Origin of the sequence: Methylobacterium sp. J-068 (genome assembly GCF_022829445.1) — a bacterium.
Classification (GTDB): Bacteria; Pseudomonadota; Alphaproteobacteria; order Rhizobiales; family Beijerinckiaceae; genus Methylobacterium.
The window spans coordinates 1-21,721 of the sequence record NZ_JAKSXY010000031.1; the positions used below are offsets into that span (position 1 = coordinate 1).

21 protein-coding genes are annotated in these 21,721 nt (G+C 69.5%); 17 read left to right on the plus strand and 4 right to left on the minus strand.

The genetic code is table 11. The features are described 5' to 3' along the window. The 7 genes from MKK54_RS02340 to MKK54_RS02370 all read left to right on the plus strand — a co-directional run. A partial coding sequence (locus MKK54_RS02340) for a transketolase C-terminal domain-containing protein (protein ID WP_279597128.1) occupies positions 1-297 on the plus strand: 297 nt, incomplete at its 5' end. 154 nt (positions 298-451) lie between these two features. Then, positions 452-1,477: a hopanoid-associated sugar epimerase gene (gene hpnA / locus MKK54_RS02345; protein WP_244008895.1), complete on the plus strand. Its 1,026-nt coding sequence runs from the start codon at positions 452-454 to the stop codon at positions 1,475-1,477. Then, positions 1,474-2,400, plus strand: coding sequence for a squalene synthase HpnC (gene hpnC, locus MKK54_RS02350; RefSeq protein ID WP_244008896.1), 927 nt, complete (start codon positions 1,474-1,476; stop codon positions 2,398-2,400). The genes hpnA and hpnC overlap by 4 nt, the downstream gene beginning before the upstream one ends. Then, positions 2,397-3,251, plus strand: coding sequence for a presqualene diphosphate synthase HpnD (gene hpnD, locus MKK54_RS02355; protein ID WP_244008897.1), 855 nt, complete (start codon positions 2,397-2,399; stop codon positions 3,249-3,251). Before hpnC ends, hpnD begins: the two co-directional genes overlap by 4 nt. Then, the gene (gene hpnE / locus MKK54_RS02360) at positions 3,251-4,555 is read left to right on the plus strand and encodes a hydroxysqualene dehydroxylase HpnE (protein WP_244008898.1); all 1,305 of its coding nucleotides are present in this window, start codon (positions 3,251-3,253) and stop codon (positions 4,553-4,555) included. Before hpnD ends, hpnE begins: the two co-directional genes overlap by 1 nt. Before the next feature lie 39 nt (positions 4,556-4,594). Continuing rightward, positions 4,595-6,592 (plus strand): squalene--hopene cyclase, encoded by a 1,998-nt coding sequence (shc, locus tag MKK54_RS02365; protein WP_244008899.1) that lies wholly within the window; start codon positions 4,595-4,597, stop codon positions 6,590-6,592. A gap of 65 nt (positions 6,593-6,657) precedes the next feature. Beyond that, on the plus strand, positions 6,658-7,395 hold the full coding sequence (locus tag MKK54_RS02370) for a phosphorylase (RefSeq protein ID WP_244008900.1): 738 nt from the start codon (positions 6,658-6,660) through the stop codon (positions 7,393-7,395). Positions 7,396-7,415: 20 nt separating this feature from the next. Here the strand turns inward: MKK54_RS02370 and MKK54_RS02375 are convergent, their stop codons facing one another. Together MKK54_RS02375 and MKK54_RS02380 are read right to left on the minus strand one after the other, a co-directional pair. After that, positions 7,416-8,687: a DUF5666 domain-containing protein gene (locus MKK54_RS02375; protein WP_244008901.1), complete on the minus strand. Its 1,272-nt coding sequence runs from the start codon at positions 8,685-8,687 to the stop codon at positions 7,416-7,418. 11 nt (positions 8,688-8,698) lie between these two features. Beyond that, positions 8,699-9,532 (minus strand): DUF6502 family protein, encoded by an 834-nt coding sequence (locus tag MKK54_RS02380; protein ID WP_244008902.1) that lies wholly within the window; start codon positions 9,530-9,532, stop codon positions 8,699-8,701. Positions 9,533-9,674: 142 nt separating this feature from the next. Between MKK54_RS02380 and MKK54_RS02385 the strand changes: the two genes are divergently transcribed. From MKK54_RS02385 to MKK54_RS02395, 3 genes are all read left to right on the plus strand, one after another. Next, positions 9,675-9,947, plus strand: coding sequence for a hypothetical protein (locus MKK54_RS02385; protein WP_244008903.1), 273 nt, complete (start codon positions 9,675-9,677; stop codon positions 9,945-9,947). Then, on the plus strand, positions 9,947-10,084 hold the full coding sequence (locus MKK54_RS02390) for a hypothetical protein (protein ID WP_244008904.1): 138 nt from the start codon (positions 9,947-9,949) through the stop codon (positions 10,082-10,084). The genes MKK54_RS02385 and MKK54_RS02390 overlap by 1 nt, the downstream gene beginning before the upstream one ends. Before the next feature lie 640 nt (positions 10,085-10,724). Continuing rightward, positions 10,725-11,738 carry an HD-GYP domain-containing protein gene (locus MKK54_RS02395; protein ID WP_244008905.1) on the plus strand — a complete coding sequence of 338 codons (1,014 nt, stop codon included), beginning with the start codon at positions 10,725-10,727 and terminating at the stop codon, positions 11,736-11,738. Between the two features lie 267 nt (positions 11,739-12,005). Here the strand turns inward: MKK54_RS02395 and MKK54_RS02400 are convergent, their stop codons facing one another. Then, positions 12,006-12,260, minus strand: a complete 255-nt coding sequence (locus MKK54_RS02400; RefSeq protein WP_244008906.1) for a hypothetical protein — start codon at positions 12,258-12,260, stop codon at positions 12,006-12,008. Beyond that, positions 12,257-13,042: a Crp/Fnr family transcriptional regulator gene (locus MKK54_RS02405; RefSeq protein ID WP_313898370.1), complete on the minus strand. Its 786-nt coding sequence runs from the start codon at positions 13,040-13,042 to the stop codon at positions 12,257-12,259. Before MKK54_RS02405 ends, MKK54_RS02400 begins: the two co-directional genes overlap by 4 nt. A gap of 594 nt (positions 13,043-13,636) precedes the next feature. On the opposite strand from MKK54_RS02405, the gene MKK54_RS02410 reads away from it, so the two are divergent. The 7 genes from MKK54_RS02410 to MKK54_RS02440 all read left to right on the plus strand — a co-directional run bounded on the left by MKK54_RS02410 (position 13,637) and on the right by MKK54_RS02440 (position 21,717). Next, positions 13,637-15,244, plus strand: a complete 1,608-nt coding sequence (locus MKK54_RS02410; RefSeq protein ID WP_409564115.1) for an ABC transporter substrate-binding protein — start codon at positions 13,637-13,639, stop codon at positions 15,242-15,244. A 73-nt stretch (positions 15,245-15,317) separates the two neighbouring features. Then, entirely contained in the window at positions 15,318-16,298 is a 981-nt protein-coding gene (locus MKK54_RS02415) for an ABC transporter permease (RefSeq protein ID WP_244008908.1), read from the plus strand. Further along, the gene (locus MKK54_RS02420; protein ID WP_244008909.1) at positions 16,295-17,245 is read left to right on the plus strand and encodes an ABC transporter permease; all 951 of its coding nucleotides are present in this window, start codon (positions 16,295-16,297) and stop codon (positions 17,243-17,245) included. Before MKK54_RS02415 ends, MKK54_RS02420 begins: the two co-directional genes overlap by 4 nt. Before the next feature lie 10 nt (positions 17,246-17,255). After that, positions 17,256-18,239: an ABC transporter ATP-binding protein gene (locus tag MKK54_RS02425; RefSeq protein ID WP_244008910.1), complete on the plus strand. Its 984-nt coding sequence runs from the start codon at positions 17,256-17,258 to the stop codon at positions 18,237-18,239. 11 nt (positions 18,240-18,250) lie between these two features. Beyond that, the gene (locus MKK54_RS02430) at positions 18,251-19,270 is read left to right on the plus strand and encodes an ABC transporter ATP-binding protein (protein WP_244008962.1); all 1,020 of its coding nucleotides are present in this window, start codon (positions 18,251-18,253) and stop codon (positions 19,268-19,270) included. A 40-nt stretch (positions 19,271-19,310) separates the two neighbouring features. Beyond that, positions 19,311-20,807, plus strand: coding sequence for an amidase (locus tag MKK54_RS02435; RefSeq protein WP_244008911.1), 1,497 nt, complete (start codon positions 19,311-19,313; stop codon positions 20,805-20,807). Positions 20,808-20,823: 16 nt separating this feature from the next. After that, complete coding sequence (locus tag MKK54_RS02440; RefSeq protein ID WP_244008912.1) at positions 20,824-21,717, plus strand: polysaccharide deacetylase family protein; 894 nt, start codon at positions 20,824-20,826, stop codon at positions 21,715-21,717. The last annotated feature ends 4 nt before the right edge of the window (positions 21,718-21,721 follow it).

The window sequence follows — 21,721 nt, forward strand, 5'->3', positions numbered from 1 at the left end:
GACGCGGCGCTGATCCTGGATCTGGCAGGCCGGCACGAGGTTCTGGTGACGCTGGAGGAGGGCTCGGTGGGCGGCTTCGGCGCACACGTGCTGCACCTGCTCTCGGAGCGGGGCGCGCTGGATGCGGGCCGGGTGCGGGTGCGGACGCTGACGCTGCCGGACAGCTACCAGGACCACAACGCGCCCGACGCGATGTACGCCGAGGCCGGCCTCGACGCCGCCGCCATCGTCAAGACCGTCAAGGATACCCTGCCCGAACGGAAGGCCGGCCAGTCGGGGCGCCTGCGCCTCGCCTGACGCGCCACCCTTCCGTGACCCGCGCGGGCACCGCCCGTGTGTGGCTCCGTTGCGCTTGTCCGGCACCGGTTTCGATGACAAAAGCGCGCCATCGGCGGGTCCGAACGTCGGTTCGGACCCGTCTCACGTCGAGATTCTCAGACCCACGAGAGAAATGCCCCAGGCGACCTCTTCCGGCCCGTTCGATGCCGGCCCGGTTCTCATCACGGGCGCGAGCGGTTTCCTGGGGGCCGCCCTGGTCGACGTGTTCCGCAAGGCGGGCTTTCCCGTGCGGATCATGGTCCGCGCCACCTCGCCGCGCACGAACCTGACCTGGACCGACGTCGAGGTCGTCGAGGGCGACATGCGTGACCGCGCCGCGGTCGCCCGCGCACTTCAGGGTCAGCGCTACCTCGTCCATGCCGCCGCCGATTACCGCCTCTGGGCGCCCGATCCCGAGGAGATCGTGGCGACCAACCGCGACGGTGCCGTCATCCTGATGGAGGAGGCCCTGCGGGCCGGCATCGAGCGCATCGTCTATACGTCGAGCGTCGCCACCATCAAGCCGCATGACGACGGCACGCCCGCCGACGAGAACCGCCCCCTCACCCCCGGCACCGCGATCGGCGCCTACAAGCGCAGCAAGGTCGTGTCGGAGCGCGTGGTCGAGGAGATGGCGGCCCGCAACGGCCTGCCCGTGGTCATCGTCAATCCCTCGACGCCGATCGGCCCGCGCGACGTCAAGCCGACGCCGACCGGACGCATCATCCTGGAGGCGGCCCTCGGCCGGATGCCGGCCTTCGTCGATACGGGCCTCAACCTCGCCCACGTGGACGACGTCGCGGCCGGGCACCTGCTGGCGCTCCAGCGCGGTCGCACCGGCGAGCGCTACATCCTGGGTGGGGAGAACGTCCTGCTCTCGCAGATGCTGGCCGACATCGCCGGCATGATCGGGCGGAAGGCCCCGACCGTGAACCTGCCGCGCGCCGTGGTCTACCCGATCGCCTTCGTCTCCGAGCAGATCGCCCGCTTCACCGGCAAGGCCCCCTTCGCCACGATCGATGGCATCAAGATGTCGCGCTACCGCATGTTCTTCACCGACGCCAAGGCGCGCGCGGAACTCGGCTACAGCGCCCGGCCCTACCGCGAAGGCCTGTCGGACGCGATCGCCTGGTTTCGCCAGGAAGGACGTTTGAAATGAGCGCGAGGATCCAGACGGCCACCGAGGCGCGCACCGGCAAGGGCTATCGCGACGAGAACTTCCCCGTCGCGTCCCACCTGATCCACCCGAGGCACCGGAGCGCGATCCTCGCGTTCTACGACTTCGTGCGGGCCGGCGACGATGTGGCCGACCACACCGGCCTGACCCCGGAGCGCAAGCTCGCGCTGCTGGATGCGCTGGCGGGCGACCTCACCGGGACCAGCCCCTCGGATTCCGCCGCCGAGCCGCTTCGGCGCGAACTCGCCGCGCGCGGCCTCGCGCCGACGCACGCCCTCGAACTCCTCGACGCCTTCCGCCTCGACGCGCGCAAGAACCGCTACGCCGACTGGGACGAACTGATCGCCTATTGCCGGCTCTCGGCGATGCCCGTCGGGCGCTACGTCCTCGACGTCCACGGCGAGGATCGCAATGTGGTCTGGGGACCGTCCGATGCGATCTGCGCCGCGCTCCAGATCATCAACCACCTGCAGGATTGCGGGAAGGATTTCCGGGCGATCGACCGGGTCTACATCCCGCAGGATGCCCTCGACCGGCATGGCGCCGCGATCTCTGAACTCGGGGCCGACAAGGCCTCGCCCGCCCTGCGCGGCACCATCCGCGAGCTTGCCGAGCGCACCATGCTGCTCCTCGACGAGGGCGCGGTGCTGCCCGACCTGATCGCGGACCTTCGCCTGAGCCTGGAGATCGCCGCGATCCACCGCCTCGCCGTCGTGCTGTGCCGGGGCCTGATGGAGCGTGATCCGTTGAGCGAGAAGGTCCATCACGGTAAGGCCGCCTTCGCGCTGACGGCGCTCGGCGGCATCGCCGCGACGCTGGCTCGCCGCCCGTTGCGCGGCCGGACGCTGCGCGCCCAGGCCCTGCGGCAAGCCCATCGCCCGTTGGCGCGGGAGACCCGCCCGTGAGCGCGACCGTGTCCCCCGCCGCTGAAGGCCCCCCGACCGAGGTCGCGGCGCTCCCGGCGAAATCCTCCTCGTTCTACACCGCGATGCGGCTGCTCCCGCCGGAGCGCCGCGAGGCCATGTACGCCGTCTACGCCTTCTGCCGGGCCGTCGACGATGTCGCCGACGATGGCGGCCCCGCGCCGGTTCGCGCCGCCGAACTCGATCGCTGGCGCGCCGATATCGACGACCTCTACGCGGGGCGGCCGGCGCCGCGCGTGCAGGATCTGGTGGTGCCGATCCGGCGCTACGGCCTGCTGCGCGCGGATTTCCAGGCCGTCATCGACGGCATGGCGATGGACGCCTTCGAGGATATCATCGCGCCCGACGAGGCCACCCTCGACCTCTACTGCGACCGGGTCGCGAGCGCGGTCGGGCGCCTGTCCGTGCGCATCTTCGGCGTCTCCGAGGCGGAAGGCATCGCCCTCGCCCACCACGAGGGACGTGCCCTGCAGCTCACCAACATCCTGCGCGACATCGACGAGGACGCGGAGCGCAACCGGCTGTACCTGCCGCGCGAGAAGCTCGCGGCGATCGGGCTCGATGCACCGACGCCGCAGCAGGCGGTCGACCATCCGCGCATCGGCGAAGTCTGCGCGCAGGTCGCGGCGGAGGCCGATGCGCATTACCGGGCGACCTGGGAGATCATCGCCCGCTGTCCCCGCAAGGTGACGAAGGCGCCCCGCCTGATGGCCGCCGCCTATCGGCTCTACCTCGATGCCGTCCTGGCGCGGGGCTGGGCCAAGCCGCGCGCGCGCGTGAAACCGAGCAAGCTCGCGCTCTTCGGCGTCGCCCTCCGGCACGGGATCGTCTGATGGCGGGGACCGTTCACGTCGTCGGCGCGGGCCTCGCAGGGCTGTCGGCCGCCGTCTCGCTGGTCGAGCGGGGCGAACGGGTCGTCGTGCACGAGGCCGCCAAGCAGGCCGGCGGCCGCTGCCGCTCGTACTACGATCCGACCCTCGGGCTGACCATCGACAACGGCAACCACCTGCTCCTGTCGGGCAACACCTCGGCGCTCGGCTTCATGAAGACGATCGGCGCGCCCGACAGCGCGCTGAGCGGGCCGGTCGAGGCCGCCTTTCCCTTCGCCGATCTGAAGACCGGCGAGCGCTGGACCCTGCGCCCCAATGCCGGCCGGGTGCCGTGGTGGGTGCTCCAGGCCTCGCGCCGGGTTCCCGGAACCTCGGCGCGCGACTACCTCGCGCCCCTCGGCATTCTGAAGGCGGCCGCCGGCAAGGCGCCCGGACAGGGCGGCACCATCGGCGAGAGCATGGCCTGCTCGGGCACGCTCTACGAACGCCTCTGGCACCCGGTGCTGCTGGCGGCTCTGAACACCGACCCGAAGGAGAGCGACACCGGCCTCGCGGCGACGATCCTGCGCGAGACCCTGGGCGCGGGCGGCAAGGCCTGCCGGCCCCTCGTGGCGGTGGGCGGCCTCTCGGCGGCCTTCGTCGATCCGGCCGTGGAGTACCTGACGGCGCGTGGCGCGGAACTCCGCTTCGGTCATCGGCTGCGCAGCCTGACCCTGGGCGAGGGCCGGATCGACGGCCTCGTCTTCGGCGACGAATCGATTGCCCTCGGCCCCGACGACGGCATCGTCCTGGCGCTGCCGGCCTGGGTCGCCAGCGACCTTCTGCCCGGCCTGCCCGCGCCGCAGAGCCACCGCTCGATCGTCAATGCGCACTTTGCCGTGGTTCCGCCGCCGGGCTCGCCGTTACTGCTCGGCGTGGTGAACGGACTGACGGAATGGCTATTCGCCTATCCGGATCGTCTGTCCGTGACGATCAGCGGCGCGGATCGACTGCTCGACGTCCCGCGCGAAGATTTGGGACGTCGGATCTGGGACGAGATCGTGACTTTGACCGGACTTGCGCCGGAACTGCCAAGCTGGCAGATCGTCAAGGAGAAGCGGGCGACCTTCGCGGCAACGCCCGCCGAGGCCGCGCGGCGCCCCGGCGCCGCGACGGGCCATCGGAATCTCGTCCTGGCAGGCGACTGGACCGCGACCGGTCTGCCTTCGACGATCGAGGGAGCGATCCGTTCGGGAACGACCGCCGCGCATGCCCTCGGCCGAACGGCCGGGACGTGTGGACAGGCACCGGCACGCGGCGCGGCGTGAGGTATGGCGGCCGCCTGCGCGGCCGGTGAGGCGAGGACGATGCGGGACGCATTCAAGAAGGTCGAGGCGCTGCAACGCCCCAAGACTCAGGAAATCTCACTCGAGGACGTCGAGCGCGGCGTCGTGCGCGCGACCCAGGCCCTGACGGGTCTGGTGCATGCGGACGGACACCTGTGCTTCGAACTCGAGGCGGATGCGACCATCCCGTCCGAGTACATCATGTTCCACCAGTTCCGCGCCACCGAGATTCCGGCGGATCTGGAAACCAAGATCGGCAATTACCTGCGGCGCACGCAGGGCAAGCACGGCGGCTGGGCCCTGGTCCATGACGGGCCGTTCGACATGAGCGCCAGTGTGAAGGCGTATTTCGCGCTCAAGATGAGCGGCGATTCCATCGAGGCGCCCCACATGCGCCGGGCGCGCGAGGCGATCCTCTCGCGCGGCGGGGCCGCCAATTCCAACGTGTTCACCCGCTTCCTGCTCGCCCTCTTCGGTGAGGTCCCGTGGCGCGCCGTCCCGGTGATGCCCGTCGAGATCATGCACCTGCCGAAGTGGTTTCCCTTCCACCTCGACAAGGTCTCGTACTGGGCGCGCTGCGTGATCGTGCCCATGCTGGTCATCCAGGCGAGAAAGCCGCTCGCCAAGAATCCGCGCGGCATCGGCATCCCCGAACTGTTCGTGGCCCCGCCCGAGACCGTGCGCACCTGGCCCGGCAGTCCGCACGCGACCTGGCCGTGGACGCCGATTTTCGGCGCGATCGACCGCATGCTCCAGGTCACGCAGGAGTACTTTCCGAAGAAGCCGCGCGACCACGCGACCGACAAGGCCGTGGCCTGGGTCAGCGAGCGCCTGAACGGCGAGGACGGCCTCGGCGCGATCTTCCCCGCCATGGTCAACACCGTGCTGATGTACGACGTGCTCGGCTACCCGCACGATCACCCGCAGGTGCGGATCGCCTGCGAGGCGATCGAGAAGCTCGTCGTCGTCAAGGAACACGAGGCCTACGTGCAGCCCTGCCTGTCCCCGGTCTGGGACACCGCGCTCGCCGGCCACGCACTTCTGGAAGCCGGCGGTCCCGACGCCGAGCATCAGGCCCGGCGCGGCCTCGACTGGCTGAAGCCCCTCCAGGTGCTCGACATCAAGGGCGATTGGGCGGCCGGCCGGCCGAACGTCCGTCCGGGCGGTTGGGCGTTCCAGTACGCCAACCCGCACTTCCCGGACCTCGACGACACCGCCGTGGTCGTCATGGCGATGGACCGGGCGACCCGCCAGCACGGCCTCGTCGCCGACGTGCCGGATTATGCCGGCTCGATCGCCCGCGCCCGGGAATGGGTCGAGGGCCTGCAATCCAGCGATGGCGGCTGGGCGGCGTTCGACGCCGACAACAATCACCATTACCTGAACCACATCCCGTTCTCGGATCACGGCGCGCTGCTCGACCCGCCCACCGCCGACGTGACCGCCCGCGTGGTCTCGATGCTGTCGCAGCTCGGCGAGACCCGGGACAGCTCGAAGGCCCTCGATCGTGGCGTCACCTACCTCCTGAACGATCAGGAGGAGGACGGCTCCTGGTACGGACGCTGGGGCATGAACTTCATCTACGGCACGTGGTCGGTGCTGTGTGCCCTGAACGCCGCCGGCGTCGATCCGGCCGCGCCGGAGATCCGCAAGTCCGTGGCCTGGCTCATCCGCATCCAGAACCCGGATGGCGGCTGGGGCGAGGACGCATCCTCCTACAAGATCGATCCGGCCTTCGAGCCCGGCTATTCCACCGCCTCGCAGACGGCCTGGGCCCTGCTCGCGCTGATGGCGGCGGGCGAGGCCGACGATCCGGCCGTGACGCGCGGCATCAACTACCTGACGCGGACGCAGGGCGCCGACGGGTTCTGGTCCGAGGAGCGCTACACCGCGACGGGTTTCCCGCGCGTGTTCTATCTCCGGTATCACGGCTACCCGAAGTTCTTCCCGCTCTGGGCCATGGCCCGCTACCGTAACCTGCAGCGCAGCAACACCCGGAACGTCGCCTTCGGGATGTAGGGCTCCGCGCCTCGCCGGAGACGTTGTCCGGCGACAGGCCACGCCGCGTCGAACCGAAGAGCCGCATGATCAGCGACCGAGCGTCCTCGTCTCTCCCCGTCCTCGCGGTCACCGGCTTGGCGAAGGAGGCGCGGCTGGCGGCCGGGCCGGGCGTTCTCGCCATCGGGGCGGGCGGAGATCCGGTCCGCCTGCGTGCCCTCCTCGCGAGGCGGACGGAGCCGGGCTGTCGCGCGGTCGTCAGCTTCGGCATCGCCGGGGGACTCGAGCCCGACCTGCGACCCGGCGACGTGCTGATCGCCTCGGCCATCGTCTCCGTGGACCGACGCTTCGAGGCCGATCCGGCGATCGCCGACGCGCTGCTGAAGGCTCTGACGAAAGCCGGCGCGCGGGTCCGCTCCGGCGCGCTCGCGGGCGTGGACGAGGCGGTGCTGACCGTCGCCGGGAAGGCCGCGACCCGAGCACTAACCGGATGCGTGGGCGTCGACATGGAATCCCACGTGTCCGCGGCGTTCGCCGAACGGCACGGACTGCCCTTCGCGGCCCTGCGCATCGTCTGCGATCCCGCCGCGCGCGCCATTCCTGCCTTTGCGGCGAAGGCCTTGAAGCCGAATGGCGAACCGGACATCCTGGCGGTTCTGTCGGCGGTCGCGCGCGATCCGAGACAGATCCGCCCGCTCATTCACCTCGCCCGCGATTCCGGCACCGCCTTCGCCAGCCTCAAACGCTGCCGGGTCCGACTCGGCGAGGGCCTGGGTGTGCCGTTGCTCGCGGATGCCCGCCCGACCCGGGCACGGGCGATCTGACCTGGATGGCGGCGGCCGGATCAGCGGCCGCCGGGGCCGCCAGGTCCTCCACCGCCAAGGCCTCCTCCACCGCCGGGGCCTCCTCCACCGCCGGGACCACCGCCCGGACCGCGACCGAAGCCCCCGGGTCGCTCGAAGCCCCCGGGCCGCTCGGCGCCACCCGGACCACCGAAGCCGCTGCCCGAACCGGCGCCGTGACCGCCGAAACCACCCGCGCCCGGACCGCCGGGCGACCGCGTATCGATGTCGAGGTGCTGCGGCGTACCGGGGAGGCCCCCGGGCCGCGAGAACTCGGGGCGGACGCCGTCGAGACGCGGCATCCCGCGCTCGCCGGGGCCCGGTTCATCCGGTCGCACGCTGCCGCGCGGGTCGATCTGCAGGCGCTCGACCGTGAGGCGGCCATTCCCGGACGTCTCGGCGGTGACGATGGCCCGCACGCTTCCGCGCCGAGGCAAGCTCGAACTCGGAGCCCCGGCGACATCGTATCCCGAACCGAGGTGGAGACCGCTGCCGTTCCGGCCGACATACGCCTCGATGGAAACCCGATGCAGCCCCGGAACGAACAGAGCGCGCGCTTCGTCGACCTGGGTGACCCTGAAGCCATCCCCGGTCATCTCGCCCGTCACCGTGGCGCGATGGCCGAGATGCCGGGGCTCGACGCCGATCAGGCGGAGGCCACCCAGCATCGCGCCACCATCCTGGGTACGCCGGATGCGCCCGGCGACATGGGCGGGGCCCGACGCGCGGCCCTCGACGAGGCTCGCGACCACCACGCCGTCCGGCCGCCGCAGGCCGCTCACCGCGACCCGGTCCCCCACGCTCCAGGTGCCGGAAAGCCGGGCCGGCACGGCGACGCGCTGCCCGAGCACGGTCAGCGTTCCCTTGCCCACCGCCTCCACGGGTCCAACGACTTCGCTGGTCACGTCGATGCGGCGTGTAGCGAGCCCGCTTCCGTTCACCCGCGCCACGACGCGGACCACCTGACCGATCTTCAGGTCCGAGACGGAGGCGGGGGCTCCGTCGATGCGCACCGCGACATTCTTCGGATAGGCGATGCGCAGATCGTTGACGATGATCGAGCCGAAGCGGCGGATCGTTCCGATGACGCCGGTGCCACCGAGGCCGCGGTCCCCCCCCTCCTCCGGGCCGTCACCGGGCGGATGGCTCGGGCGGGCCCCCGTGCCGCCGATGCCCTGATCGCGGATCGGCGGGAGCGGATCGGCCCGCGCCGCGAGGACAAGGGGTGCCGAACCGAGCAGGCGCAGGGCGTCGCGACGGGTGGGAACGCGCATGGACGTCCCCCTCACGCCTTGGCCGCCGTGGGTGGCGTATCCTCGGCATAGACGTAGAGACCGAAATTCCAGCGATGGCTGCCGCCCGGATCCGTCTCGCAGGCGGCATGCGCCTCGCGGTTGGCCTGCTGCAGCGCCTCCATGGCGATCTCGCGCGCCCTCGCCTCCAGACGCTCGGCGAGTTCCTTGGACAGGCCGTCGTAATGAACGGCGCGTTCGAGGAAGCGCGGCGTCGGCTCCGTGATGTTGGCGACGCTCGCGGCGATGTGGTCGTGGAGGTTGCGGCCGAAATAATACAGGTGCGATTCGCTGCCGCCCTTGGGCACGTAGGCCGCCTCGGCCAGGACGATGCGGCCATCCGCATCGGCGATCACGAGGCCGCGGTCGAGCCACTCGTCGAGAACGGCGCGGGGGCGCAGGTCACGCGTGACGGCGGCGACCAGGCTCTCGAAGGACGGTGCGTCGGCCTCGCCCGCCCGCACGAGCGGCAGGGGTTGTCCGTTCGCATCCGTGAATTTGGGATCGGCGAGCCAGCGCGCGATGATCCGGCTGGTGCGCGAGACCACCGACGGCACGACGCTGACGGGCGCGCCGGCGCCGCGCAGACGGCTGACCTCCTTGCGATGGATACCCGTCAGGAGGCTGACGCGGCTGTCCGTCTGTTCCTTGCCCGGAAGGGCGAAGTCGTATTCCGCGACATTCACGTAGAGTTCGCGCAGGAGGGTCGTCAGGGCCGGAAAGGTGATGCCGCGCGCCACGAACAGGCGCACCAGCGGGCGCAGCAGGCGCGCGACCGGGGCATGCAGGCTCGCGCCCTCGGACAGTGTTTCGGACGGATCGGCCATACCGCCATCTTAGCGGCGAAGGCGTGGGAGACAATCCCACACCGTGCGTGCTCACACCCCGTTTCTCGATTTTTCGCATTGACGTGGGAAATTTGCACACATAGAAAATTTGGCGTGGTAATATTTCCCACGGAGACGCTCGATGATTCCCCTGAGGCCCAATTGCACGGTGTCCGACCTTCCGCCGCTGCAACTCGACCGCCCTGCGGGATCGGACGTCGCGCTTCGTTTCCACCTCCTGTTTCTCACGCGCGGCCTGCTCGTGCTCGCCGCTCTCGGACTGCCCGCTCTCGGCATCCATCTGGCTGATTCCGCCCCCCAGCCAACGGCCGCCGAGGCGATGCAGGTCGCCGCCGTCCTTCCTCCGTCCCCCGTTCGGACGGCGGCGACACCCCTTCTGCGAGGAGCGCGCTGATGCACATGACGCCTCCGCTCCTCCATCCCAATCCCTTCCGCACGATGATCCGGCAGCAACCGATCCTGGCGATCGACCTGATCCTCTGCGCCGTGCTGGCCGTCTCGGTCGTGGGATTGCTGTTCGTCGCCCTCTGAGGACGTTACGGCAGGTCGCGCACGACCCGTTTCCCGATCTCGCGCCCGAATGGCGAAGCCATGCCTTTCTACCGTCTCGACCCACGCCTGAGTCCTTCTCTGCGCGCCTGCCTGCCCACCTCGGAGCGCCGACGGAGCCCGACCGGATGGCGTCTGTGCCCGACCTGGATCGCCCGGATCTTTCGGCGGGCACATGCCGGTCGTCACCGCGGCGCGCTTTGATTTACTGACCGGTCGGTCTCTCGCGCACGAAGGCTTGGACGCCCGGTGCTTCGACGACAGCCATCTCCGGCCCGAACGACGGGCTCGTGAGGTTCGTGGCGCAACACTCATCCGGCGCGGGACCGCACCGGTGTCTGCATTCACACACCTGCGAGCGGACAGGGCTCGAGCGTCCCTTTTCAGGACAGGGCGGGTTCAGGACATGGCGGGAACGCGCACGGCGAGGGCCGATGCGCGAACGTCACGGCCGGCGGACTTCAGCGAACATCACGACCCCACCACCCGTGAACGCACGCGACAACGGCTCCGTTCTGGTATCGAAGGGATCGAGCCGGATCGCCTGACCAGGGGCACCGGTTGCCCGACGCTCAGCCGTGGCCCTGTCGACCGTCGCAGGGACTGGTATACGGAACCCTCGATGTTCGTGCTCATCCTCGACGACGCCCCGCTCAACAACCTGCTGCTCGCCGAGGTCATCCGGGATCTGCCCGACTGCACGGTCCGCGATTTCACCCGGCCCGCCGACGCCCTCGCCTTCGTGCGCGAGAACGCGGCGCGGATCGGCGTGGCGATCTCCGACTTCGAGATGCCGGGGATGAACGGGGTCGAGTTCATCCAGGCGGCCCGACAGGTCCCGGGCTTCGAGCACGTGCCGGTCGTCATGGTGACGAGCCTGGACCAGCGCAGCCTGCGCCGCGAAGCCCTGGCGGCGGGCGCCACGGACTTCCTCGCCAAGCCCTTCGACGCCGTCGAGATCCGGGCCCGCGTGTCCAACCTCCTGGCCCTCAACCAGGCGCGCCTGGACCAGATGGACCGCGCGGCCTGGCTCGACCGCGAGGTGAAGGCCGCCACAGCGCTGATCGCGGCCCGCGAGCGCGAGATCGTCCTGATGCTGATGAAGGCCGCCGAGCACCGGGACAACGAGACCGGCAACCACGTGGCGCGCGTCGCCGGCCTCGTCACCGTGATCGGCACCGGCCTCGGTCTTCCCGAGGATCAGGTCGAGCAGCTCAGCCTCGCCTCGACGATGCACGATGTCGGCAAGATCAGCGTGCCGGATTCGATCCTGCTGAAGCCCGGGCCGCTGACGGCGGAGGAGCGCAGCGTGATGGAGAACCATGCGGAGCGCGGCAAGCGCATCCTCGAGGGGAGTTCGTCGAGCCTGATGCAGCTCGCCGCCGAGATCGCGGCCACGCATCACGAGCGCTGGGACGGAACCGGCTATCCGCTGGGGCTCGAAGGCGAGGCGATCCCGCTATCCGGCCGCATCGTCGCCATCGCCGACGTGTTCGATGCGCTGACGTCGGAACGGCCTTACAAGAAAGCGTGGAGCGAGGCCGAAGCGCTCAATCACATCCGCGCCAATGCCGGTTCGCATTTCGATCCGGCCTGCGTCGACGCCTTCCTGCGCGTGCGGGCATCGAACGGCTGATCCAGGGTCCGCATCGGTTCGTCGACGCAGCTCTTCGGCGCGGGACGATCCGATGGACGCGAGGGCCGTCGGAACGGGGTCTCGCCGATACGATCGGGGGGCAAAGCATCGACGAGACCCGGTCGAGCAACGCGTGCCCGACCCGTCGAGTCTGCCCGGCCTCACGCAAGCCCGCACTCACAAAGGTCAAAACCGTGCCGCGATCCGCCAGCGTCGTTTCGTGTCCGCCTCGCGCATGGACGCGGCGGCTCGAGGCGTGAGCGGCGCTCAGGCGCGCGGTGCGTCGGTGCCGAGTTGTCGGACGATCCAGTCCTGCGCATGGGCGAGATCGTCGAAGAGCGGTGCGTGAGGATCTTCGACGCGTCCGAAACCGATCTCCAGGAACCACTTTCCCGCCTGGGAATCATGCTCGCCGGACAGCTGGACCAGCACGGCGACAAGCAGCCCGTTCTCGAAAACCAAGCGGCTCTCGCGGTCGTTGCTGCCCGTCGCGATCTGAACGGGCTGTAGCTTCATGCTCATGCCGCGGCCCGCGTTCCCAGGTGCAGGTACTTCGCGTTGAATTCTGCGATCGACCTGAGGCGTTGACGATCCAGGATCTTCAACGTCCTGCCCTTCAGTTCAATCACCCCCTGACGCCGGAGTTCCTGAAGCGAACGGTTTACGTGCACGTTCGAGAGGCCGACCGTGTCGGCGAGATCGAGCTGGGTGACGGGGAATTCGTAGGAATCCTCGCTGGCGAAACCCACAACCTGGAGTCGCACCAGCAATTCGCAGAACAGGTGCGCGATCCGCTCGATGGCGGAGCGGCAGCCCACGTTCACCAGCCACTCGCGCAAGGTGGCCTCGTCCACCAACGTCGAGATGCGCAGCGACCGCGCGACGGCGGGATGCTCGTCCATCAGGCGCTTGACGTGATCGGTCGGGATTCGCACGACGCGGCAGGGGGACAGCGTGGTGATGGTATGGTCCATCTGCGTGACCAGCGCGACGTCGAGATCGCAGGCGTCGCCCGGCACGAGATAGGCCGTGATCTGGCGCGCCCCGTTCGCCCGGTGCTTCTGGCGGCAGGCGATGCCCTCCATGACGAGGATCACGCCATCGGGCGCGTCGCCTTCACGCACGAGGTCGATCCGTGGCCCGATGACGTGGCCACCGGCGCTGAGCCGCTCCAGGAGCGCGCGATCGGTGCCCGAGAGCGGCCCGAAGCCCTCGAGCTTTCGCACGAACGGATTGACGATGTCGGGGGGCGAAGCGGGCAAACGAGGGGGCAAATCGGCATCCGTACCAAGGGCGTCTGTCACGGGATCTCACGCATGGCCCTGATGCGGTCGCCGGGCCCGAGACCGATGATCCGCCGATCCGGGATGGGGCCTCGGATCGAACGGCCTGCCCGCCGAACCATCGAAGAGGCAGGACGACGACCGATAGGGCGAGCCGGCACCGATCGCGGCCAGCCAATGCCCGGCCTGCCCGACAGATCCTCGATCCGGCGACGCCATGTACCTGTCTTTCGGATCAACGCTTCGGAGCACGCGGATCGATTGCACGCAGATCACCGCCCTCAGCCTGCGTCCTCGGACCCTGTAAGCGCCTGTTGCCGCTTCATGTGATTTCAAACACTAACCTAGGTTTATGGCCGCGTAGCGTTTCGTCTTTCTTGTTCCCGCCGGGTCCGAACTGCTTCGTCGATCTAGGATCAACACCTCGACCGGGGAAGCGCGACGGATCGACTTTCAGGCGGACGACCGCGCGGCCTTGGCCGGGGCCGGAGGCCGACGGGGCGTGGACGGCGCGCGCGAGCCGGTTCGGAGTTGGCCCGATCCATGCCAAGGTGCGGGTTCCAGGCGGCGGTGACGCCCGGCGCGCGGACGGCAGACACGAAGAGGATCGAAGCCTTGTTGAACTCCACGCTCAAAGCGTTCGTGTCGGCGACGGCCCTTGCCGGGTTCCTCGGGCTGGCCGTCACGGGTCCGGCTCAGGCCGCCAACGTCTTTCGCTTCGCGTTCCAGGGCGACATCAAATCCCTCGACCCCTACTCGCTGAAGGAAAGCTTCACCATCGGCATGCACGGCGCGGTGTTCGACTCGCTCACCACGCGCGACAAGGATCTCAACATCGTCCCCATGCTGGCGGAATCGTGGGAGACGCCGGAGCCGACGCGCTGGCGCTTCCACCTGCGCAAGGGCGTGAAATTCCATGACGGTTCGGATTTCACCGCCGACGACGTGATCTTCTCCGCCAACCGCGTGCGGGCGCCGGGTTCCAACTTCACCACCAACGTGCCGGCCGACGCCACCTGGGTGAAGGTCGACGACCACACGGTCGACATGGTGCTGAAGACACCGAACCCCATCGCCCTGTACCAGTTCTCGACCTGGTACATCATGTCGAAATCCTGGGCCGAGAAGAACGGCGCCGTGGCACCCACCCTGCCGAGCGCCACCTCCACCAGCTACGCCGCCCTCCACGAGAACGGCACCGGCCCATTCATCATCAGCGAGCACCAGCCCGGTGTCCGCACGGTGTTCAAGAAGAACCCAAACTACTGGGGCAAGGTCGAATCGAACCTCGACGAGGCGATCTTCACCACGATCCAGAACGATGCCACGCGGGTCGCCGCCCTGATCTCCGGCGAGGTCGACTGGATCGACCCCGTGCCGCTGCAGGACGCGCAGCGCGTGAATTCCAGCGGCACCGCCACCGTGATGGCCGGGCCGGAACTGCGCACGATCTTTCTCGGCATGGATCAGTCCCGCGACGAGTTGAAGGACTCGAACGTCAAGGGCAAGAACCCGTTCAAGGACGTGCGCGTGCGCGAAGCCTTCTACCGGGCCATCGACGAGGAGACGATCGCCAAGCGCGTCATGCGCGGGCAGGCGGTGCCCTCCGCCCTGCTGATCGCACCGGTGCTCTACCCGCGCGCCTCCGAGTTCAAGCGGCCCGACTACGACCCCAAGCGCGCCAAGGCCCTGCTCGCGGAAGCCGGCTACCCGGACGGCTTCTCGCTCGGCATGGACTGCCCGAACGACCGCTACGTCAACGACGAGGCGATCTGCCAGGCGGTGGTCTCGATGCTGGCCCGCGTCGGCGTCAAGGTGAACCTGAACGCCCAGCCCAAGGCCAAGTACTTCGCCAAGGTGCTGGCGCCCGCCTACGACACCTCGTTCTACCTCGTCGGCTGGACCCCCTCCTCCCAGGATTCGCACAACATCCTGTTCGAGATCGCGGGCTGCCGGAACGGATCGAAGCCCGGCCGGGGCAACTGGAACCTCGGCAATTACTGCAACCCGAAGGTCGATGCCCTGGCGGATTCGGTCGAGGCCGAGACCGACCAGACCAAGCGCAATGCCGAGATCAAGGAAGGCTTCGAGACCATCCAGACCGATTGGGGCTTCATCCCGCTGCACCAGCAGGCGCTGGCCTGGGGCGTCTCGAAGAAGGTCACGCTGACCCAGCGTCCCGACAACATGCTGATGCTGTACTGGGTCTCGAAGCAGCCGTGAGAAGACGCATGGTCGGCCCAGCGACTGCTGATCGGCGGGGCGCGCTCGGCGACACGGCCGGAGACATCCACCCATGATCGCCTTCGTCCTCCAGCGCCTCCTGCAATCCATCGCCGTCCTGTTCGCGGTCGGCCTCATCGCCTTCTCGATGTTCCGCTTCGCGGGCGACCCGGTGAACCAGATCGTCGGCGTCGACACGCCCTATGCCGAGCGCGTCGCGATCCGGAAGGACCTCGGGCTGGACGATCCCGTGGCGGTGCAGTTCCTGCGCTATGCCGGCAACGTGGTCCGGGGCGAGTTCGGCACGTCGTACCAGTTCCGCCAGCCGGTCTCGGCGCTGCTGGCCGAGCGCATGCCCGCGACCCTCGAACTCGCGCTCTGCGCCACGATCTTCGCGCTGACCGTCGGCATCCTGATGGGGGTCTATTGCGCGCTCAGGCGCGAGACCTGGCTCGCCAAGGTGTTCCTGGCGATCTCGCTCGTCGGCATCAGCCTGCCGACCTTCCTCATCGGCATCCTGCTGATCTTCCTGTTCTCCGTGACCCTGGGCTGGCTGCCCTCCTTCGGGCGGGGCGACACGGTGCGCCTCGGCTGGTGGACGACCGGATTCCTCACGGCCTCGGGCCTGCGCGCCCTCATCCTGCCCTCCGTCACCCTGGGGCTGTTCCAGATGACCCTGATCATGCGGCTCGTGCGCGCCGAGATGCTGGAGGTGCTGCGCACCGACTACATCCGCTTTGCCCGCGCGCGCGGGCTGACCACCCGCTCCATCCATCTCGGCCACGCCCTGAAGAACACCCTGGTGCCGGTCATCACCATCGCGGGGCTCCAACTCGGCTCGGTCATCGCCTTCTCGATCATCACCGAGACGGTGTTCCAGTGGCCCGGCATGGGGCTGCTCTTCGTCCAGGCGGTCCAGAACGTCGATATCCCCATCATGGCCGCCTACCTGCTGCTGGTGGCCGCCATCTTCGTCGTCATCAACCTCGTGGTGGACGTGCTCTACACCATCGTCGATCCCCGCCTGCGCCTCTCCACGGGGCGCAGCGCATGAAGGCGTCCACGCAGGACATCCTGCCCGCCCCGAAGCGCTCGGCCCTTGCCCGCTTCCGCGATTCCGACCTCTATGCCAGCTTCCGGCGCTCGAAGCTGGCGATGGGGGCCTTCGCGGTGACCCTCCTGTTCTTCCTCCTCGCGGTGGCGGCCCCCTGGATCTCGCCGCAGAACCCCTACGATCCGGCGCAGCTCGAGCTGATGAATTCCAGCCTGCCGCCGCTCTGGTACGCGGACGGCGTCTCGCCCTTCGCCCTCGGCACCGACGACCAGGGCCGCGACGTGCTCTCGGCGGTATTCTACGGCCTGCGGCTCTCCCTCGTGGTCGGACTCCTCGGCGTAGTGGTCTCGGGCTTCCTCGGCATCCTGCTCGGGCTGGTGGCGGGCTATTTCGGCGGCGTCATCGATACGCTGATCATGCGCGTCGCCGACGTGCAGCTCACCTTCCCGGCCATCCTGATCGCGCTCGTGGTGGACGGCGTCGCCAAGGCGGCCCTCGGCAGCCAGATGGACGCGAACGCCGCCATCGGCCTCATCGTTCTGTCCATCGGCCTGTCGTTCTGGGTGCAGTACGCCCGCACCGTGCGCTCCTCAGTGCTGGTCGAGAAGAACAAGGACTATGTTCAGGCCGGGCGGCTCATCGGCCTGTCCTCGCCGGTGATCATGGTGCGCCACGTCCTGCCCAACGTGCTCGGGCCGGTCTTCGTCATCGCCACGATCAATCTCGCGCTCGCCATCATCACCGAGGCGACGCTGTCCTTCCTCGGCACCGGCCTGCCCGATTCGATGCCGTCGCTGGGCACCCTGATCCGCACCGGCAACCGCTTCCTGTTCTCCGGCGAGTGGTGGATCGTCGCCTTTCCGGGCCTGGCGCTCGCCGGCCTCGTGCTGGCGATCAATCTGCTGGGCGACTGGCTGCGCGACGCCCTGAACCCCAGATTGCAGTGACAGGGTCGCCATGACAGAGCCCGTCCTCTCGGTCCGCAACCTGCGCGTCGCCTTCGCGGGCCGGCGCGGCACCCTGACCGCCATCGACGACGTCTCCTTCGACATCGCGCGGGGCGAGATCCTCGGCGTCGTCGGGGAATCCGGCGCCGGCAAATCCGTCACCGGCTCCGCCGTCATCGGCCTCATCGACCCGCCCGGCGGCATCGTCGGCGGGCAGATCCTCCTGAAGGGCGAGCGCATCGACGACCTGTCCCCCGAGGCCATGCGGCGCATCCGGGGCCGGCGCATCGGCATGATCTTCCAGGACCCGCTGACCAGCCTCAACCCGCTCTACCGGGTCGGCCGGCAGATCGTGGAGACCATCCGCACCCACACCGACCTTTCGGAGAAGGCCGCCCGCCGGCGCGCCATCGACCTCCTGGCGGAGGTCGGCATCCCGGCGCCCGAACGGAGGATCGACGGATACCCGCACGAATTCTCGGGCGGCATGCGCCAGCGCGTGGTGATCGCCCTGGCGCTGGCCGCCGAGCCGGAACTCATCATCGCGGACGAGCCGACGACGGCGCTCGACGTCTCGGTCCAGGCTCAGATCATCGCGCTGCTGAAGCGCCTCGGCACCGAGCGCGGCACCGCCGTGATGCTGGTGACCCACGACATGGGCGTGATCGCCGAGGCCGCCGACCGCGTGGCGGTGATGTATTCCGGGCGCATCGCCGAGATCGGTCCCGTGCGCGACGTGGTGCAGAACCCCCTCCACCCCTACGCCAAGGGCCTGATGGGGGCGATCCCGACCCTGGCGCAGGAGACCGACCGGCTGGCGCAGATCCCGGGGTCGATGCCGCGCCTCTCGAACATTCCGAAGGGCTGCGCCTTCAACCCGCGCTGCCCATCGGCCTTCACGCGCTGCGTGGTCGAGCGGCCCGACCCGATCCCGGTCGGCGCCCACCGCGTCGCCTGCCACCTCTACGACCGTTCGGAGGCCTCCGCCGCATGAACGCGCCCGTGATGCCCCTGCCCGAGACGGACACCCGGCCCTCCGACACGCCCTATGTGGCGATCCAGGGCCTGCGCCGCACCTTCGACGTCTCGCGCCCCTGGCTGAGCCGCGTCATCGAGCGCCAGCCGAAGCAGATCCTGCGCGCGGTCGACGGCGTCAGCTTCAGCATCCGCCGGGGCGAGACCTTCGCGCTCGTCGGCGAATCCGGTTCGGGCAAATCGACCGTGGCCCGCATGGTCGTGGGACTGCTTGCCCCGACCGAGGGCGATGTCCGCATCACCGGCGTCTCGATGACCGACCCGCGCGAGGCGGCGGCGCGCCGGCGCCTGCGCCGCCGCATCCAGATGATCTTCCAGGACCCCTACGCCTCGATGAACCCGCGCTGGCGGGTCCGGAAGATCGTCGCCGAGCCGATCCGGGCCTTCAACCTGCTGCACGGCGAGGCGGCCATCGGCAGCCGGGTCGGCGAACTCCTCGGCCTCGTCGGCCTGCATCCCGACGACGGCGTGAAATACCCGCACGCGTTCTCCGGCGGCCAGCGCCAGCGCATCGCCATCGCCCGCGCGCTGGCCTCCGAGGCCGAGTTCCTGGTGGGCGACGAGCCGACCTCGGCCCTCGACGTCTCGGTCCAGGCCCAGATCCTCAACCTGATGCGCGACCTTCAGGACCGGCTCGGCCTGACCTACCTGTTCATCAGCCACAACCTCGCCGTCGTCCGTCACATGGCGAACCGCATCGGCGTGATGTACCTGGGACGCGTGGTCGAGATCGCAGACGGACGGGAACTCTTCCGTGCTCCGAAACATCCCTACACGCGCATGCTGCTCGATGCGGTGCCGGATATCGGCCTCACCGGACGCAAGCGCATCCCGGTCTCCGGCGAGATCCCGAACCCGATCGATCCTCCCTCGGGCTGCGCCTTCAACCCGCGCTGCCCCTTCGCGAACGAGCGCTGCCGCGCGGAAGTCCCCGCCCTCCTCGAGGGCGTGGCCTGCCATGCCTTCCAGGAGCGGCGCCTGCCGGTCTGAGGGCGAGCGGTCCGCGCGTTAGGTGTTCCAGAGCGAGCGCATGAGCACAGACCCATCCATCGCCGCGGCCGTGCCGCCGTCGACGGGCGAGGACGCGACCACGGACATCCTCGACCTCAGCGCCGTCGACCTCTCGGCCGCGATCCACGCCCGCCGCGTCTCCTGCGTCGAGGTCATGACGGCATATCTCGACCAGATCGAGCGGCTCAATCCGGTGGTCAACGCCATCGTGGCCCTGCGCGAGCGCACCGACCTCCTGAGCGCCGCCGAGGAGCGGGACGCGCAGGCCGCGCGCGGCGAGTTCCTCGGGCCCCTGCACGGCGTCCCCCTGGCGGTGAAGGATATCGATGCGGTCAAGGGCCTGCCCTTCACGCAAGGGTCGCCGATCTTCCGCGACCGGATCGCGGCCGCCGATTCCATCATGGTCAAGCGCTTGCGCAGGAGCGGCGCGATCCTCGTCGGCAAGACCAACATGCCGGAATTCGGTCTCGGGTCGCAGACCTTCAATCCGGTCTACGGCGCCACCCGGAACGCCTACGATCCGACCAAGACCTCGGGGGGATCGAGCGGCGGCGCGGCCGTGGCGGTGGCCCTGCGCATGCAAGCCGTCGCCGATGGCAGCGACCATGCCGGATCGCTGCGCAACCCGCCCGCCTTCAACAACCTCTTCGGCCTGCGCATCGGTTACGGCCGCATCCCGATCGAGACCAAGGACGCCTTCACCCCCGGCCTCGGGGTCGCGGGCGGGATCGGGCGCTCTCCGGCCGATATCGGCCTGCTGCTCTCGGTGCAGGCCGGCTACGACGCGCGGGTGCCCTACTCGAACACGCAGGACCCGGCGATCTTCGCCGAGGACCTGAAGCGGGACTTCACGGGCGCGCGCATCGCCTGGTTGGACGATCTCGGCGGCCACATCCCCTTCGAGCCGGGCGTGCTCGACCTCGATCGTAACGCGCTGCCCGCCTTCGAGGCGCTGGGGGCCCGGGTCGAGTGGGACCGGCCGCGCTTCGACATGGGCAAGGTCTGGCGCGACTGGCTCACCCTGCGGGCCTGGATGACCGCCTCCAACCTGCGGCCCCTCTACGATGAGCCGGCCTATCGCGCCCTCCTGAAACCCGAGGCGGTCTGGGAGGTCGAACGGGGGCTGGCGCTCAACGCCGATCAGGTCACCGCCGCGCAGGAGGGCCGCACCGCCTGGTACGAGGCCGTGCGCCGCTTCCAGGAACGCTACGACTTCCTCGTCATGCCCTCGACGCAGGTGTTCCCCTTCGACGTCGCGGAGCGCTGGCCGACCTCCGTGGGCGGCCGGGCCATGGGCACCTACCATCGCTGGATGGAGGTGGTGATTCCCGTCACCATGAGCGGCCTTCCGGCTCTGAACGTCCCGGCGGGGTTCGATCCCGCCGGGCGCCCGTCCGGCATCCAGATCGTCGGCCCCAACAACGGCGAGCGCGCCTGCCTGCAACTCGGCGCCGCCTACGATGCCGCGACGAACTGGGTGCGCCGGCGCAAGCCCGCCCTGCTCGACCCGTCCTGATGTCCGGAAGGCCCCGATGACCGACCAACCCGGCCCGCATCACGGCCGCTACCCCTACAGCGCCCTGCCCGACCGGCCCGTCTACGACTGGCCCGGGGGCAAGCGTCTCGCGGTCTATCTCGGGCTGAACCTCGAGGGCTTCGATTTCGGACGCGGCCTCGGCGCCGAACTCGCTCCCGGCGTTCCGCAACCGGACGTGCTGAACTACGCCTGGCGCGATTGGGGCAACCGCATCGGCGCCTGGCGCATCAAGGAGACGCTCGACACGCTGGGCCTTCCCGCCAGCGTCATCGTCAACAGCCGGCTCTACGCCGATTGCCCCGGCCTGATCGAGGCCTTCCGGGCACGCGGCGACGAGATCGTCGGGCATGGCCGCACCAATTCGGAGCGCCAGGGTGATCTCGACGAGGCCGGGGAGCGCGCCCTCATCGCGCAGGCCACCGCGGCGTTGACCGAACGGGAGGGCAAGGCGCCCGCCGGTTGGCTCGGACCCTGGATCTCCCAGAGCCGGACCACGCCCGATCTCCTGGCGGAGGCGGGCTACCGCTACCTGCTCGACTGGTGCCACGACGACCAGCCGACCTGGTTCGCGACGCGGAAGGGCGGCCGCATCCTCGCGATCCCCTATCCCCAGGAACTCAACGACATCCCCGCCATCGTGGCCCGCAAGGACACCGGACCGCAATTCGCCGAAGCCCTGGTCGAGGCGTTCGACGAGATGCTGGAGCAGTCCCGCACCGCGCCCCTGGTCATGGGCATCGCGCTGCACCCCTATATCGTCGGGCAGCCGCACCGCCTTCGCCCCCTGCGCAGGGCCCTCGCCCATATCGCCGCCCGCCGCGACGACATCTGGCTGACCACGGCCGGCGGCATCGCCGCGTTCACCGAGGCGAGCGGCACGGCGGTGTGAGACG

Bases quoted from the DNA above. Each gene is read 5' to 3' on its own strand.
- MKK54_RS02390 (WP_244008904.1), top strand. From the start codon at position 9,947: ATGCACATGACGCCTCCGCTCCTCCATCCCAATCCCTTCCGCACGATG.
- MKK54_RS02425 (WP_244008910.1), top strand. From the start codon at position 17,256: ATGACAGAGCCCGTCCTCTCGGTCCGCAACCTGCGCGTCGCCTTCGCG.
- MKK54_RS02420 (WP_244008909.1), top strand. From the start codon at position 16,295: ATGAAGGCGTCCACGCAGGACATCCTGCCCGCCCCGAAGCGCTCGGCC.
- shc (WP_244008899.1), top strand. From the start codon at position 4,595: ATGCGGGACGCATTCAAGAAGGTCGAGGCGCTGCAACGCCCCAAGACT.
- MKK54_RS02375 (WP_244008901.1), bottom strand. From the start codon at position 8,687: ATGCGCGTTCCCACCCGTCGCGACGCCCTGCGCCTGCTCGGTTCGGCA.
- hpnE (WP_244008898.1), top strand. From the start codon at position 3,251: ATGGCGGGGACCGTTCACGTCGTCGGCGCGGGCCTCGCAGGGCTGTCG.
- MKK54_RS02435 (WP_244008911.1), top strand. From the start codon at position 19,311: ATGAGCACAGACCCATCCATCGCCGCGGCCGTGCCGCCGTCGACGGGC.
- MKK54_RS02430 (WP_244008962.1), top strand. From the start codon at position 18,251: ATGCCCCTGCCCGAGACGGACACCCGGCCCTCCGACACGCCCTATGTG.
- MKK54_RS02400 (WP_244008906.1), bottom strand. From the start codon at position 12,260: ATGAGCATGAAGCTACAGCCCGTTCAGATCGCGACGGGCAGCAACGAC.
- MKK54_RS02385 (WP_244008903.1), top strand. From the start codon at position 9,675: ATGATTCCCCTGAGGCCCAATTGCACGGTGTCCGACCTTCCGCCGCTG.
- MKK54_RS02370 (WP_244008900.1), top strand. From the start codon at position 6,658: ATGATCAGCGACCGAGCGTCCTCGTCTCTCCCCGTCCTCGCGGTCACC.
- hpnC (WP_244008896.1), top strand. From the start codon at position 1,474: ATGAGCGCGAGGATCCAGACGGCCACCGAGGCGCGCACCGGCAAGGGC.
- MKK54_RS02440 (WP_244008912.1), top strand. From the start codon at position 20,824: ATGACCGACCAACCCGGCCCGCATCACGGCCGCTACCCCTACAGCGCC.
- MKK54_RS02415 (WP_244008908.1), top strand. From the start codon at position 15,318: ATGATCGCCTTCGTCCTCCAGCGCCTCCTGCAATCCATCGCCGTCCTG.
- MKK54_RS02380 (WP_244008902.1), bottom strand. From the start codon at position 9,532: ATGGCCGATCCGTCCGAAACACTGTCCGAGGGCGCGAGCCTGCATGCC.
- hpnA (WP_244008895.1), top strand. From the start codon at position 452: ATGCCCCAGGCGACCTCTTCCGGCCCGTTCGATGCCGGCCCGGTTCTC.
- MKK54_RS02395 (WP_244008905.1), top strand. From the start codon at position 10,725: ATGTTCGTGCTCATCCTCGACGACGCCCCGCTCAACAACCTGCTGCTC.